The sequence below is a fragment of the Desulfosporosinus sp. FKA genome, from assembly GCF_002196785.1.
Classification (GTDB): domain Bacteria; phylum Bacillota; class Desulfitobacteriia; order Desulfitobacteriales; family Desulfitobacteriaceae; genus Desulfosporosinus; species Desulfosporosinus acididurans.
The window spans coordinates 28,258-42,554 of sequence record NZ_NAHZ01000015.1 but is presented as its reverse complement, the minus strand read 5'-3'; the positions used below and the strand labels follow the sequence as shown (position 1 = coordinate 42,554).

At 44.3% G+C, this 14,297-nt stretch carries 13 protein-coding genes; 1 reads left to right on the top strand and 12 read right to left on the bottom strand.

Going from position 1 to position 14,297, the window contains the following annotated elements; genetic code table 11:
* Window positions 1-3: 3 nt before the first annotated feature.
* Window positions 4-456 carry an Rrf2 family transcriptional regulator gene (locus B5771_RS03705; protein ID WP_047809702.1) on the bottom strand — a complete coding sequence of 151 codons (453 nt, stop codon included), beginning with the start codon at window positions 454-456 and terminating at the stop codon, window positions 4-6.
* 233 nt (window positions 457-689) lie between these two features.
* On the opposite strand from B5771_RS03705, the gene B5771_RS03700 reads away from it, so the two are divergent.
* On the top strand, window positions 690-1,973 hold the full coding sequence (locus tag B5771_RS03700; protein WP_088186329.1) for a replication-associated recombination protein A: 1,284 nt from the start codon (window positions 690-692) through the stop codon (window positions 1,971-1,973).
* Window positions 1,974-2,128: 155 nt separating this feature from the next.
* Here the strand turns inward: B5771_RS03700 and trxA are convergent, their stop codons facing one another.
* From trxA to B5771_RS03645, 11 genes are all read right to left on the bottom strand, one after another.
* Window positions 2,129-2,458 (bottom strand): thioredoxin, encoded by a 330-nt coding sequence (trxA, locus tag B5771_RS03695; RefSeq protein WP_047809704.1) that lies wholly within the window; start codon window positions 2,456-2,458, stop codon window positions 2,129-2,131.
* Window positions 2,459-2,494: 36 nt separating this feature from the next.
* The gene (locus B5771_RS03690) at window positions 2,495-2,776 is read right to left on the bottom strand and encodes a metal-sensitive transcriptional regulator (protein ID WP_088186328.1); all 282 of its coding nucleotides are present in this window, start codon (window positions 2,774-2,776) and stop codon (window positions 2,495-2,497) included.
* Between the two features lie 145 nt (window positions 2,777-2,921).
* Window positions 2,922-4,691 carry an aspartate--tRNA ligase gene (aspS, locus tag B5771_RS03685; protein WP_088186327.1) on the bottom strand — a complete coding sequence of 590 codons (1,770 nt, stop codon included), beginning with the start codon at window positions 4,689-4,691 and terminating at the stop codon, window positions 2,922-2,924.
* Between the two features lie 3 nt (window positions 4,692-4,694).
* The gene (hisS, locus tag B5771_RS03680) at window positions 4,695-5,966 is read right to left on the bottom strand and encodes a histidine--tRNA ligase (RefSeq protein WP_088186326.1); all 1,272 of its coding nucleotides are present in this window, start codon (window positions 5,964-5,966) and stop codon (window positions 4,695-4,697) included.
* 378 nt (window positions 5,967-6,344) lie between these two features.
* A complete protein-coding gene (locus B5771_RS03675) occupies window positions 6,345-6,965 on the bottom strand; it encodes an MBL fold metallo-hydrolase (protein ID WP_088186325.1) in 621 nt (206 codons plus the stop codon).
* Between the two features lie 13 nt (window positions 6,966-6,978).
* Window positions 6,979-7,428 (bottom strand): D-aminoacyl-tRNA deacylase, encoded by a 450-nt coding sequence (gene dtd / locus B5771_RS03670; RefSeq protein ID WP_088186324.1) that lies wholly within the window; start codon window positions 7,426-7,428, stop codon window positions 6,979-6,981.
* Between the two features lies 1 nt (window position 7,429).
* Window positions 7,430-9,649, bottom strand: a complete 2,220-nt coding sequence (locus B5771_RS03665) for a bifunctional (p)ppGpp synthetase/guanosine-3',5'-bis(diphosphate) 3'-pyrophosphohydrolase (RefSeq protein ID WP_088186323.1) — start codon at window positions 9,647-9,649, stop codon at window positions 7,430-7,432.
* 26 nt (window positions 9,650-9,675) lie between these two features.
* Window positions 9,676-10,194, bottom strand: coding sequence for an adenine phosphoribosyltransferase (locus tag B5771_RS03660; protein WP_088186322.1), 519 nt, complete (start codon window positions 10,192-10,194; stop codon window positions 9,676-9,678).
* Window positions 10,195-10,211: 17 nt separating this feature from the next.
* Window positions 10,212-12,662, bottom strand: a complete 2,451-nt coding sequence (gene recJ / locus B5771_RS03655) for a single-stranded-DNA-specific exonuclease RecJ (RefSeq protein ID WP_088186321.1) — start codon at window positions 12,660-12,662, stop codon at window positions 10,212-10,214.
* Window positions 12,663-12,683: 21 nt separating this feature from the next.
* Window positions 12,684-13,634: a cation diffusion facilitator family transporter gene (locus B5771_RS03650; RefSeq protein ID WP_088186320.1), complete on the bottom strand. Its 951-nt coding sequence runs from the start codon at window positions 13,632-13,634 to the stop codon at window positions 12,684-12,686.
* A gap of 215 nt (window positions 13,635-13,849) precedes the next feature.
* On the bottom strand, window positions 13,850-14,296 hold the full coding sequence (locus B5771_RS03645; RefSeq protein ID WP_088186319.1) for a hypothetical protein: 447 nt from the start codon (window positions 14,294-14,296) through the stop codon (window positions 13,850-13,852).
* Between the last annotated feature and the right edge of the window lies 1 nt (window position 14,297).

The following is a 14,297-nucleotide window of genomic DNA, read 5'->3' as shown; positions in this document are numbered from 1 at the left end:
TGGTCAGATATAGTACATATATAAGCTGCGTTCGGATTCAAATTTTTGGGCGTCCTCAAGCATTGTTTCCAGGGTAATGGAATCTAAAACTTCGGCGATTGAGTCTCGAACCTTCTCCCAAATCGTCCGAGTAACGCAATATTCCGACTTGGTGCAACATTCCGGATCTTCCTCTGAGACACATTCGGTAGGAGCTATTGGCCCTTCCAAAACCCGAATAATATCGCCAACTTTGATTTTGTCGGGTTCTCTTCCGAGTAAATAACCGCCTTGAGCCCCTCGGACGCTTTTTACCAGTCCTGCTTTGCGTAATCCGGCAATAAGCTGTTCCAAGTAATGTTCAGAAATCCCTTGCCTTTCAGAAATGCTTTTCAAGGATACAGGACCTTCACCCATATGCTGGGCTAAGTCAAACATAGCCCTAACTCCATATCGACCTTTGGTAGAGAGTTTCACACCCTCACCTCTTTCCAAGAATTATAAATCCTCGTTTGATCTTTCTATGGATATCTTATTAAAATAGTCGGGATTTGTCAAGGCTATATCCAACTCTTTTACTATTCTTTTTAATATTGGCTTTAGAGACTATTTAATAAACCGAAATTCCTTAAGGGTTGTACCTCCATATGCTATAATTTAAGTACGATTTAACAGTACTTTAAATCCTCCTAGAAAGGAACATCAGCTCAATGAATTTGTTTTCAGCTACTTTCGATCAGCGACAAGTTGCCCCCCTTGCCGAGAGAATGCGCCCCCGGACTCTTGATGAGTATATTGGGCAGCAACATATACTTGGTCCCGGAAAGCTGCTCCGCCGGGCAATTGAAGCGGACCGTGTTTCGTCCTTGATTCTCTACGGTCCGCCCGGTACAGGCAAGACAAGTTTAGCTCAGGTCATTGCCTCGCAAACTACGTCTCGCTTTGTCCGAATTAACGCCGTTACTTCAGGCGTCAAAGAACTGCGCGAGATAACTGTCCAGGCAACCGAAGAGCTTCACCTTTATGGTAAGAAGACGTTAGTCTTCTGTGATGAAGTTCATCGTTTTAACAAAAGTCAGCAAGACGCTTTATTACCTTCTGTTGAAAACGGAACAATTACTTTTATAGGCGCAACTACCGAAAATCCCTTTTTCGAATTAAATTCTGCCCTTCTAAGCCGTTCAACCTTATTCCATTTAGAACTTCTTACTCCTTCTGATATCCGTCTCGGCCTCGAAAGAGCTTTGCAAGATTCAGAACGCGGCTTAGGCCGCTGCAATGTTCAAATATCCCCCCCGGCCTGGGAGCATTGGCTAAATTATGCCAATGGAGATTTGCGCAGAGCCCTTAATGCCCTGGAACTCGCTGTAATGACGACTCCTGCCGCAGATGGTATCCGCTGTATCTCCCTTGAGATTGCCGAAGAATCCATTCAACAGCGTGCTCTGCGCTTTGATAAATCCGGAGATAATCATTATGACATCATTTCCGCATTTATTAAAAGTATGCGTGGCTCGGACCCTGATGCCGCCCTCTATTGGTTAGCAGTTTTACTGGAAGCCGGTGAAGACCCTCGTTTTATTATGCGCCGAATTATCGTCCATGCCTCAGAGGATGTCGGTCTCGCCGACCCCATGGTCATGCTTCAAGCTCAAGCCGCTGCCAATGCCCTCGAATGGATCGGCATGCCTGAGGCAAGAATCCCTATGGCCCAAGCCGTTTTAGCCATCGCTGCCGCTCCCAAAAGCAACAGCGCTGAAGCCAGCATTGACAAAGCTTTAGCTTATGTGAAAAGCAATCCCACCGGTGAAGTTCCTCTCCACCTTCGGAGCAGCAGCTACTCAGGGGCTGACAAATTAGGTAATGGACAAGGTTATCTCTACCCCCATAACTACCCAAATCATTGGGTGAAACAAGATTATCTTCCTCCCCAAGTTCAAGGACAGGTATTTTACACCCCTTCAGGAATGGGAAAAGAACGTTCTCAAGAGTAAATATCTAAAGAGCCTTCCGCATAGCAAAACAACTATGCGGAAGGCTCTGTTCTTGGACTATAGTCTCATTCAATAGACGTTAAATATATACTTTAAGGGTTCTCACTCAGAAATTATAAGTTTGATCCAGTTTTTAAGACCTGAACGAGTTCACTTTAAAGCTGAGCTTCGATCATTTTCACGAGATCCGGTTTTCCCCGGAAACCTACGATTTTGTCAACCAACTTACCGCCTTTAAAAATCGCAAGTGTTGGAATACTCATAACTCCGTATTGCCCGGCAATAGGTCCATTCTCATCAACATCGACCTTACCAATGACCATTTTGCCGACATAAGAGTCTGCCAACTCTTCAACGACCGGAGCTACCATCCGGCACGGGCTGCACCATGGAGCCCAGAAATCTACCAAAACCGGTTTTTCAGATTTTAAAACTTCTGCGTCGAAATTTGCTGTCGTAAAGGTTTTAACATTTGCACCTGCCATGATAATCCCCCCAATTAAATTAATTGTAACTTTTGCTTACTTAATAAATTTGGTTAGCACCCCAATTAGTTCTTCGATGGCGGCTTCCTGATCATTGCTTTCAACTGCATTACGCATACATCCACGAGAATGATGTTCAAAAACAATGGTACCAACTTTGTTAAGGGCAGCACGCGCAGCCGCAACCTGGATCAGTACATCAACACAGTACTTGTCACTCTCAATCATGCGCTGTATCCCTTTAACTTGACCTTCAATTTTTTTTAGTCTGCGCAGGATATCTTCTTTCGATTCTGAATAAGTCGTTGAATTTAACATACCGTTTTCCTCCGATACCCTAAGGGGGTAGCTACAATGCTATTATATCTAAGTACCGGGATTATGTCAAATAGTTCCCTTAAAAATACAAGAACATTTTACCGGAAAATTCATCAAGCAAAAGGTACACTTATACCTCCAGGCCCTATTTCAAAACAGTTTTTATGCTTAACTCTTTTAATTGTTTGTCCGAAACCGGTGATGGGGCATGAGCCATAAGATCCGAAGCGCTTTGCGTTTTAGGGAAGGCTATAACATCACGAATATTATCTTTACCTGTCAGAAGCATAATCATACGGTCAAGTCCAAAGGCAATCCCGCCATGAGGAGGTGTTCCGAATTCAAAGGCCTCTAAAAGATGCCCAAATTGAGCCACTGCTTCCTCCTCAGATAATCCCAGCAAGCTAAATAGCTGCTCTTGAACACCCCGGCGATGAATGCGAATGCTCCCGCCGCCGAGTTCAGTACCATTGAGAACCATGTCATAGGCTTTGGCCCGTACTTGCAAAGGATCTGTCTCTAATATCGGCAGATCTTCATCCATTGGCGCTGTAAAGGGATGGTGAATAGCGACATAGCGTTTTTCTTCCTCATCATATTCCAAAAGCGGAAACTCTGTAACCCAGAGGAAATTGAACATATCCTCAGGGATAAGGTTCATTCGTTTCGCTAACTCCAAGCGCAAGTGGCCTAAGGCATCACAGACAATAGGATATTTATCGGCAACGAAGAATAAGATATCTCCGGTTTCAGCCTTTGAAACTTCGATCAGGGCTTGCATTTCTTCTTCAGTGAAGAATTTGGTAATGGGAGATTTGATTCCTTCCTCGGCAAAGACGATCCAGGCTAAACCCTTGGCTCTGTAAGCAGCGACAAATTTTCCCAGATCATCAATTTCGCGGCGGGGCATTCCTGCACACCCTTTGGCACAGAGACATTTTACACTTCCGCCGTTTGCCACTACATTAGCAAAGACCTTAAAGCCTGACTTTCCAACAATCTCTCCCACATCGATGAGTTCCATGCCGAAGCGTGTATCCGGTTTATCCGAACCAAATCGGTCCATTGCTTCTTTATAGGTTAAGCGCGGAAAAGGAACCGCAATCGACTTGCCGATAGTTTCCGAGAAAATTCGAACCATTAACTGTTCCATCATGGACAGAATATCTTCAACTTCGACGAAAGACATCTCCACATCAAGCTGCGTAAATTCCGGCTGGCGATCTGCTCTCAGGTCTTCATCTCGAAAACAACGGACGATTTGGAAGTATTTCTCCAACCCGCCAACCATTAACAGTTGCTTAAATTGTTGCGGAGACTGAGGCAGCGCATAAAATTCTCCCGGGTGAACGCGGCTGGGAACGAGGTAATCTCTGGCACCTTCAGGTGATGAGTTAACAAGCATTGGTGTTTCAATTTCATAAAAACCCTGGCTGTCAAAAAAGTTGCGCATGATTTGGGTTACTTTGTGCCTTGTTTTAAATACAGCCTGCATTTCCGGGCGGCGTAAATCAAGATAACGGTATTTCAAACGCACAGTTTCATCGACATCGACCTGATCGATAAGATAAAAGGGCGGCGTTTTAGCTCCATTTAAAACTTCCAGTTTTTTAGCGACAACTTCAATTTTACCTGTGGCTAAATTAGGATTTATCATTCCTTCGGGACGGGCAATCACTTGACCTAAAATGGAGACAACATACTCCGAGCGAAGGCTTTCTGCCAAACTAAAACTGTCTTCCATCTTTTCCGGATCAAAAACAACCTGAACTAGACCTGAGCGATCTCGAAGATCAACAAATATTAAACCGCCATGGTCACGACGACGCTGGACCCAGCCTAACAATCGTACCTCATCACCCATTCGGTTCAAATCCAGCTCTCCATTGGGAACACGTTCCGAAAATACTGTCATGACTTAAACTCCTCTCTGATGCTTCATATAAATGACTTCAATGGCTTTAGACAAAGGAACTTCAGTTTGCTCTCCTGAGTTTAAATCTCTAAGAAGAAGAACCTGTCGTTCCAACTCCTCTTCTCCCAAAATAAGAGCAAACTCTGCTCCTTCACGATTGGCAGCTTTTAACTGCGCTTTTAAGCTGCGGCCCAGGAGATCCATGCCTACCGGAACTCCTTTTCCGCGTAAAGCATTCATAATCGCGAACCCTTCGTTTTGAGCCTTATCTCCCAAGGCAATAAGCATAGCAAAAAGTTTTGACTTCGGATCAGGGAATTTACCCTGTACTTGAAGAGCTGCTAAAACCCGCTCTAATCCCATTGCAAAACCGATTCCCGGAGTGGCCGGTCCGCCGATTTCTTCCACAAGGCCGTCATAACGCCCGCCTCCGCAGATAGCGCTCTGGGCCCCGATTTCCTCCACCATGACTTCAAAAGCCGTTTTAGTGTAATAATCAAGCCCTCTGACCAAACGGGGGTCAACTCTATAGGCTACTCCAGCCCCAGATAATAGACTTAATACTTTTTCAAAATGACTTCGACAGTCATCACAAAGGGTATCTAAAGTCGTTGGTGCTCCTTCGGTTACCGCTTGACAATTAGGATTTTTGCAATCCAAAATCCGCAAAGGATTTCGTTCATAACGTTCCTGGCAATCCTGACACAATTCAGACTTGCGGGTCGTCAAAAACCTTTGCAATTGTTCCCGATGAGCAGCTCGGCAGGTTGGACATCCTACTGAATTAAGATGAACTTCCAAACCTTTTAATCCAAGCCGTTGATACAAATCCCAAACTAAACAAATGACTTCAGCATCAACGATAGGTTGATCGGCGCCTAAGACTTCCACTCCAAACTGATGAAACTGGCGAAATCGTCCGCTTTGAGGCCGCTCATAGCGAAACATTGGCCCACTGTAATAAAGCTTAACCGGCTGCGATTGACCATAAAGCTTGTCCTCAACATAGGCCCGGCAGACAGAAGCCGTTCCCTCCGGTCGTAAGGTCATCGACCGGTCTCCCTTGTCTAAAAAAGTATACATTTCTTTTTTTACAATATCTGTTGTTTGACCTACTCCTCGCTGAAAAAGTTCCGTTGCCTCGAAAATTGGCGTTCGAATTTCTTCATACCCATAGTCCCGACAGACCTTCCGAATTGTTTCTTCAAGGTATTGCCACTGTTCGACGGTCCCCGGCAGCAAGTCCTGAGTTCCTTTTGGTCGTTGAATCGCCATGGTCGTTCCTCCTTAGGAAATAATATAGGCTATAGGATTATAAAAAGTTCTCGTTCCTTGCTTTGAGCAAGGGACGAGAACTTCTCGTGGTGCCACCCTTATTGACGGAATTTATCCGCCCACTTTTTAGTCGTTAACGAGACCATCCGCAGTATCAGCTACTCCCGCTTGGCTGTCCTATCACGTATCTCCCAGGCTAGTTCCAGTCACGCTAGCCCTCCCTGTAGAAAGTTATACGCCATAGCTTCCAAGTGGTCTTGATGAATAGAAATACTTCAACATAATGTATACATAATAGTTTATCCACTATTTTAACAAATAATTGCTATTTGTCAATGTGCAGACTGTTCTGCTGTTATGCAACACTCTTGGAGAGGGTTATGTTAAATAAGGATTATCGCGTTTTTCTTCCCCGATACTTGTCTCTTCGCCATGTCCGGGCAATACTCGAGTATTGTCAGGAAGAGTGAAGAGTTTTTCTTTGATCCCACGAATGAGCAATTCCATGGAACCTCCCGGGAAATCAGTTCGTCCAATGGATCCGGCAAAAAGAGTATCTCCGCTGAACAATCCTTCTGAACTCCAAAGACATACCCCTCCGGGAGAATGACCGGGAGTATGTAACACTTTCAACCGTTCTTTGCCCACTAAAATTTCCTGTCCATCCTCCAAAAGGAAATCAGCACTCTTGAGAACTATCCCAGGGCCAAAATAACTGGAGAGGTTTTTTCGGCCATCAGTGAGCATTTCAGCATCTCCTGAATGTATTCCTACCTGGACATCTCCCAGCAGGTCCCTTAATTCATCGACAGCTCCAATGTGATCCACATGCCCATGGGTTAATAAGATATAGTCGATATGAAGACCTTTATCCGTAACCCAACGATGAATCATTTTTCCATCAGCTCCTGGATCGATCAATACGGCTTTCTTGCTTTCCATACAAGCAAAGAGATAACAATTTGCCCCCATGAGCCCCACCGCACGTCCATCAATCATTGTTAAGCCTCCTTTAGAACGTTTTCTCACTGTCCAAAAGAATCGTCACCGGTCCGTCATTTACTAATTCAACATCCATTTCTGCCTGGAATACACCGGTTTCTACGTGTAATCCTTTGTTACGAAGCCCTTCCTTAGTTTGCTCAAAAATAATCTTCGCCCTTTCAGGCGGGGAAGCGGCTGTAAAGCTTGGCCGTTTTCCGCTTCGACAATCCCCGTAGAGCGTAAACTGGGAAACTAACAAAATTTCTCCCCCTGTATCCAAAAGGGAACGATTCATCTTGCCAGCCGAATCTTCAAATATTCTCAGCCCACTGAGCTTATCCACCATCCAGGCAATGTCTGCTTCTTGGTCCTTTAACCCTACACCTAATAAAACCAAAAGCCCTGCGGAAATTTCTCCGACTGTTTCTCCCAACACTGTTACCGAGGCGCGTTTAACACGCTGGACAACACTACGCATGTTACTTTCCTCCTGAGTGAATCCGCTCGACATCTGTAATGTCTTTGATCTTGCGAATTTTGTGCATCACCATTTTCAACTGTTCTAGATTGCGTATCTCTACCCGCAGCTGAATATGAGCCATATTATCCCGGCCTACTCGAGCATTAATTCCCAGGATATGAGTCCTGGTATCTAAGACAGTATTCATAATTTCTGTTACCAACCGCGGCTTATCCAGCCCATGAATCTTGATATCCACAGGATAGGTAGAATCTACTTGCTCAGCCCAGACAACCTCAACGACCCGATCCCGCTCTTCTTGAGAGTGATTCAATATGTTGCTGCAGTCTTGCCGATGAATAGAAACTCCGCGTCCGCGGGTTATATAACCAATAATTGCATCACCCGGCAATGGATTACAACAGCGGGAAAAACGCACTAAGACATTGTCAACACCTTTGACTATAACACCATGTGAAGCTTTGCCATAATGACTCTGAGAAGGAGTTTTGCCTTCACTTTGCTGCAACGCAGCTAATTGCAGCTTTTCTCGTTCATCTTTGGTTAAATCTTCACGCAGGCGCATCAAAACCTTATTGGGAGTCAACACCCCGTCACCGATGGAGGCATACAAGTCATCAATACCCACCAGATTTTGACTCCTGCCTATAGCTAAAAGGCTCTCCGGCTTCAAGACTTCTGAAGGATCCAGACCGAGTTTTCGGACTTCTCTTTCCAAATTTTCACGGCCGCGAATAATGTTGTCCTCACGCTGTTCCTTCTTAAACCACTGACGAATTCTGTTCTTCGCCTGCGATGTTTTGACAAAGGACAGCCAATCCCTGCTTGGGCATCCTCCTTGCTTTGAAGTAAGGATTTCTATGATATCTCCGTTAGTCAGCTTTGTATCCAGGGGAACTATCCGGCCGTTGATCTTTGCTCCAACACAGCGATGTCCTACATCGGTATGCACTCGATAAGCAAAATCCACAGGGCAGGAATCGGCTGGCAGTTCTACGACATCTCCTTTGGGCGTAAAGACAAAAACGGTATCAGCGAATAGATCGATCTTTAAGGACTCCATAAATTCCCCGGCATCCCTGGATTCATGCTGCCATTCCAGAAGCTGCCTCAGCCAGGACAGCTTTTGCTCGAAATTGACACTGGCCGCTGACCTGCTTCCAGCGCTGCTGGCACAATCTTTGTTACTTGCTTCTTTATATTTCCAATGGGCAGCAATACCATACTCGGAGGTACGATGCATTTCGCAGGTCCGTATCTGAATTTCAAAAGGCTCGCCATGCTCACCTATCAAGGTGGTATGGAGAGATTGATACATATTGGGCTTGGGCATAGCAATATAATCTTTAAAACGGCCGGGAATGGGTTTCCAAAGGGTGTGGATAATACCTAAAGCTCCGTAACAATCATTGACAGTCTCCACAATGACTCGAATAGCCATTAAATCGTAGATTTCGCTTAATTCCTTATGCTGGGTAATCATTTTGCGGTAAATACTGTAAAAGTGTTTAGGACGTCCCGCTATATCGGCATAAATCTCAACTTCGGTTAAACGTTTTCGCATCTGAACAATGACTTCATTAATATAAGCTTCCCGTTCACGTCGCTTTAAGGCGATCTTTTCCACTAAATCATAATATTCTTGGGGCTTAAGATAACGAAAGGACAGATCTTCCAGTTCCCATTTAATTCTAAAAATCCCCAGCCGATTAGCCAAGGGGGCAAATATCTCCAAGGTTTCCTGCGCAATTTCCTTTTGCTTTTCCACCGAATGATATTTCAAGGTGCGCATATTATGCAGGCGATCGGCAAGTTTGATGAGAATAACGCGGATATCTTTGGCCATAGCCAGAAACATTTTGCGCAGATTCTCAACTTGTTGTTCTACTTTGCTTTTATAGGCAATTCTTCCAAGTTTTGTAACTCCATCGACTAATAATGCAATTTCCGAGCCAAATTCTTTCTCGATATCTGCGATGGTGTACTCCGTATCTTCCACCACATCATGAAGCAAGGCGGCGGCAATCGTTGCCTCGTCCATTTCCAGATCTGCCAAAATCTGTGCGACTTCCAGAGGATGCAGGATATAATCTTCTCCAGAGTTGCGAAGTTGATTGCGATGAGCCTTCTCAGCAAATCGATAGGCCTTGTCCACAATAGCCAGGCGAGCTTGTGGAGTCGTCTTTTGTAGTTTTATCCATAATTCCGCGAAGGACATAGGGGAACTCCTCTCTTAGAAGCAAGTTACTCTTGATATTCAACCAAAGAGAAAATTGGATAATCCACTAATTTTTGACGTCCCTTTAAAAACGTAAGTTCAATCAGGAAACCCATACCCGCAACTTCGGCGCCGATTTTGGTAATTAAATTTGCCGTAGCAGACATAGTTCCGCCGGTAGCAAGCAAATCGTCAACAATAACGATTCGTTCACCTGAATGAATCGCATCCGCATGGACCTCCAAGGTATCGGATCCATACTCCAGAGCATAGGTTTCGCTAATGGTTTGGGACGGCAGTTTTCCTGGTTTTCTTACGGGGACGAAACCTATCCCTAAGGCATAAGCGACAGGTGCGCCCAGCAAAAATCCCCGCGCCTCGGGACCGACAATCACATCGGGCTTCCAAGGCTTAATTCTCTCAACCATTTCGTTAACAGCTGCCCGATAAACATCGCCCTTTTTAAGGAGTGTCGTAATATCTTTATACGAAATCCCTTGCTTAGGAAAATCAGCTATGACACGGATATGTTCACTAAAATTCATAATTTTGCCGCCCTTCCTTATTGGTTTTCTCCACGAATTTTTAATTTCTCTATAAGTGTTCTTTGAAAGGTTAAAGCTTGTTCATACCGCTGTTTACTATATCGATAACGAAGCGAAGTATCAAGGTCCAATTTGACGTTAACCGGTATCAACTCTAAGGTGATTTTTTCGCTTCCGCCAAGACAGCGAATAAGCCCCAATTCCTCAAAGATTTTAAGAGCTATTCTCAGACCCTGCTTCATTTCTGAGTCAAGGTAAACCTCAAATGGATTTCGTTCCTGCGCCAAATTGCGAAGTTCCCGATAAAACTGAATCAGTTCTTCACGTGTTAAATGTCGGCATCGTTTTCGAACCCTTTCTTCTTGAATTTCCCGGCTGCCAACGACGACCATTTGATAGATCCCCAGCCCATGTAGTTTTCTTATTCCTTCCTCAAAATCATCTTCCGAGAGTGGAAGGCCAAGGATTAAACCCAAGCCATCATTTACTCTCAAATTATTCAGATCAGCGTGAGAAGGCGATTGTTTATGCTTTGGAGCTAAAGGGAAATATTTCAGGATTAGGGAATCCTCCCAAGGTTGACATTGAGATTCACTCTGAATAGCATCCCAGATCCAAATTTGTCTTTTCTCCTCCACTGACCATACATCAGGAAAGAAATCTTCCCAGTTCAGCCAGAGAATATCATCACTTTCCTGTGCAGCAGCAATTTGTTCCCGAACGAGGTTTTCATCGTTCTCCAGAAAACGATCAGTATCGTCCCTAAGCCAATCCGCCTTCGGCACGATGTCCTTGATCATTAACTGTACTTTGTCGAGACCTTGAAATGTGTTCCAATCCAAGCTAAAGGCCGCATCCAGCCTGGGTGAGTTTGATAATTCGGAGATCCTGTCACCTAAGCGGAAGGCGATTCCCTCGTGTTCACCATGATTACCAAAACGAAATTTTAAATGATTTCGTTCTTTGCCTACTGCATTCAAAGAATAAATTTCTAATCCTTGCGCTGCCAGAATCGGACCGGAATTGCCAAAACCAAAAGGTCCTAATTGGTCGAGCTCATGAAGCAGTTCAGAGGAAACTTCATCAAGAGAGACCTTGCGATCGATCTGTAAAACCTCTTGAAAAAGTGATTCTTCAAAGGCTTTAGCTTGTTGATTAAGTCCTTCCCTCAAGCTTGGGATGTTACCTGTTAAAAGAGAAAACCCCGCAGCCGCGCTATGTCCTCCAAACTTAAGTAATAAATCAGCCTGAGTCTTTAATTGTTCCAAGACAGGATAGCCGGAAATTCCTCGGGCCGAACCCTTAGCTTCCTCTCCTTCTTCTGAGATCATAAATACCGGCCGATAATAACGTTCCACTAAACGAGATGCAACAATCCCAATCACTCCATGATGCCAATGATCGGACGAAAGTACAATAACTCTAGGCAGCGGTTCCGTCTCAAGCATAGCAATCGCTTCAGTCAAAATCTCTTTCTCGGTATCTTGCCTTGCTTGATTTTCCTTCGTCAACAAACGTGCCAGCTCTGCTGCTCTTGCTGAATCATCTGTCAAGAGGAGTTCAAGCCCTTCGCGGGCACTATCCATACGGCCCACGGCATTAATCCTTGGCGCTACCATGAACCCTATTTGCCCGGCCTTAAGAGGTTTGTTCCTAAGACCGCATTCTTCGAGGAGAGCGTCTAACCCCGGGTGACGAGTCTTTTCCATTTGGCGTAGGCCATGATAGACAAAAACCCGGTTTTCACCGATCAAAGGCACTAAATCAGCAATTGTTCCTAGAGCTGCCAGATCAAGAAGATTTCTTTCGGTTTGGTATTCTGTGCCGCCATTCCCTAAAGACTGAATAAGAGCCTGCGCTAATTTGAAAGCAACGCCCACACCGGCAAGATCACGAAAGGGATAACCCGAATCAGCAATCTTAGGATTTAATATCGCGTAGGCTTCCGGCAAAAGCTCAGGCGGTTCATGGTGATCTGTAATAATAACATCAATATTCAATTCCCGAGCAATCGTTACTTCGGAAACTGCAGTCACGCCGCAATCAACGGTGATAATGACCTTAACATTTGCTTTGGCTGCTCGTCTAATTGCCTCTTCATGCAAACCGTACCCCTCATCCTGTCGGTGAGGAATATAGGCTACAGCCTGAAAGCCAAGATCCGTCAGTACTTTGTATAATAAAGCGGTACTGGTAACACCATCAACATCATAGTCTCCGTAGACCAGTACCTTTTCTTGCTTTTTTAAAGCCAAGGTCATACGTTCTATAACTCGCTTCATTTGCTGAAAACAGAAAGGCGAAGCTAAACTTAAAACTGTTGGATGCAAAAATTCAATAACGTTCTCAGGATCTTGAAGTTTCCTTTGAGCGAGAATATCTGAAACGATAGTCGAAAGACAAAGTGATTTGCTGATAATTTTTGCCATGTGCTCTGGTGTCGATTTCAATGCCCATATTCGTTTCACATTATACCCCCTAGATTACCATTATAATTTACCCTTTGGTTTCTGGCAATGTTGGCAGGTATGACTTGTACCATCTTCAAGAGGGCATTGCTCTTCCCGGTTGCTGCATGGCTCTGCGTGAATCAGAACATGAGTACCCTGAAGTTTTTTATTAATTTCTTCTTCTATCCGATCACAAAGATCATGAACGTCAACCACGGTAGTATATTTCGGGACAACTAAATGTAAATCGACATGTCTTTCGGCGCCCGCCTTGCGCGTTCTTAATTTATGAAATTCCACGAATTCCTCGTCATGAAGTCTCATAACTTCGGATATGATCTCTCGCTCTGTCTCAGGTAAACTGACGTCAACAAGTGGGGAAAATGCTTCTTTCGTTAAGTCGAAGGAAGCCTTAATTATCAGCAGCGCGACTCCGAAGGCCACTATAGGATCTAAGATTAACCAACCGGTAATCTTCATGAGTAAAAGCCCACAGAAAACACCCGCCGATGTATACACATCCGTTCGTAAATGCAGGGAATCTGCTTCTAAGGCGACGGAATCAGTTCGCTTAGCAACTCTCATTAACTGAGCCGATACGAAGAAATTAATAAGTGCCGATAACCCCATTATAACGAGACCTATCCCTAAATTATCAAGGGCTAAGCTGCCGCCAGCCCAAATTAAATAAGCTTTTTGGATTGCTTCAACAATAATCATAATGGCTGCCACGAAAATCAGAAGCGCTTCAATAGTACCTGAAACATTTTCGATTTTTCCATGCCCATAGGCGTGACGTGAATCGGCTGGCTTCTCAGATTGTCTTACTGCAAAAAGAGCAATAACTGCAGCAATCAGATCAATTCCTGAATGAATACCATCGGATAAAATACTTATTGACCCACCCATTAAGCCAATGATTACTTTTGCTATAGTAAGAAAGGTATTTGATACTACTGACAAAGTTGCAACCTGAGTCTTTGCATTCACTATGTTTGTCCTCGCTTTCCGGCAAATCCCCTCAACTTGCCCTAAGAACTTATAAAGAAATGGGACTTCTTAATTAAAAGAAGTCCCACGGATTTCTCCGCTGCCCCAACCTTAGCGAGCCCAGCTATAATGCCTGACGATTTCAGTATATGTTAAGAATACCAAATAGTGCAACTTATAGCAAGCATTTTATTAATATTCTATGACCAATTTTTCTACAAAGTCATAAAATTTCCAAATATAATTCCGCCAATACCAAGAATTATGCGCATGATTGTCGGGGCAAAGCCCCAGAGAAATTGTCGGCTGTCATTTTTTGGGACCAATCCCATCCCTGCTACCAGAATCCAGATAAAAATTGCCGCCACCGGCGTCAAAAATGCTCCAAAGACGACCAGGCCAATTAATCCCCCAACTAAACCGCTGACAACTTTGGTTCTGCTGGTTATTTTCCCAAGGATAAGCAGTGACAAAACGCCAAAAACTCCGCCCAAAAGCAATGGGATTTCCCAATGCCAGAATTGGCCTAGTGAATGTACCGCTAAGTTTAATATTGAAAGGACAGCTATAGCGGCTACAGTTCCTCGTATTCCTCCAAAAAAAATTAATCCTGCAGAAAAAAGAAAAAGGACCTCAAATATAACTAATTGAATGAATCTCATT

Excerpts from the sequence above, each read along its gene's own strand:
- B5771_RS03700 (WP_088186329.1), top strand. The coding sequence starts at position 690 with ATGAATTTGTTTTCAGCTACTTTCGATCAGCGACAAGTTGCCCCCCTT.
- trxA (WP_047809704.1), bottom strand. The coding sequence starts at position 2,458 with ATGGCAGGTGCAAATGTTAAAACCTTTACGACAGCAAATTTCGACGCA.
- B5771_RS03690 (WP_088186328.1), bottom strand. The coding sequence starts at position 2,776 with ATGTTAAATTCAACGACTTATTCAGAATCGAAAGAAGATATCCTGCGC.
- aspS (WP_088186327.1), bottom strand. The coding sequence starts at position 4,691 with ATGACAGTATTTTCGGAACGTGTTCCCAATGGAGAGCTGGATTTGAAC.
- hisS (WP_088186326.1), bottom strand. The coding sequence starts at position 5,966 with ATGGCGATTCAACGACCAAAAGGAACTCAGGACTTGCTGCCGGGGACC.
- B5771_RS03675 (WP_088186325.1), bottom strand. The coding sequence starts at position 6,965 with ATGATTGATGGACGTGCGGTGGGGCTCATGGGGGCAAATTGTTATCTC.
- dtd (WP_088186324.1), bottom strand. The coding sequence starts at position 7,428 with ATGCGTAGTGTTGTCCAGCGTGTTAAACGCGCCTCGGTAACAGTGTTG.
- B5771_RS03665 (WP_088186323.1), bottom strand. The coding sequence starts at position 9,649 with ATGTCCTTCGCGGAATTATGGATAAAACTACAAAAGACGACTCCACAA.
- B5771_RS03660 (WP_088186322.1), bottom strand. The coding sequence starts at position 10,194 with ATGAATTTTAGTGAACATATCCGTGTCATAGCTGATTTTCCTAAGCAA.
- B5771_RS03645 (WP_088186319.1), bottom strand. The coding sequence starts at position 14,296 with ATGAGATTCATTCAATTAGTTATATTTGAGGTCCTTTTTCTTTTTTCT.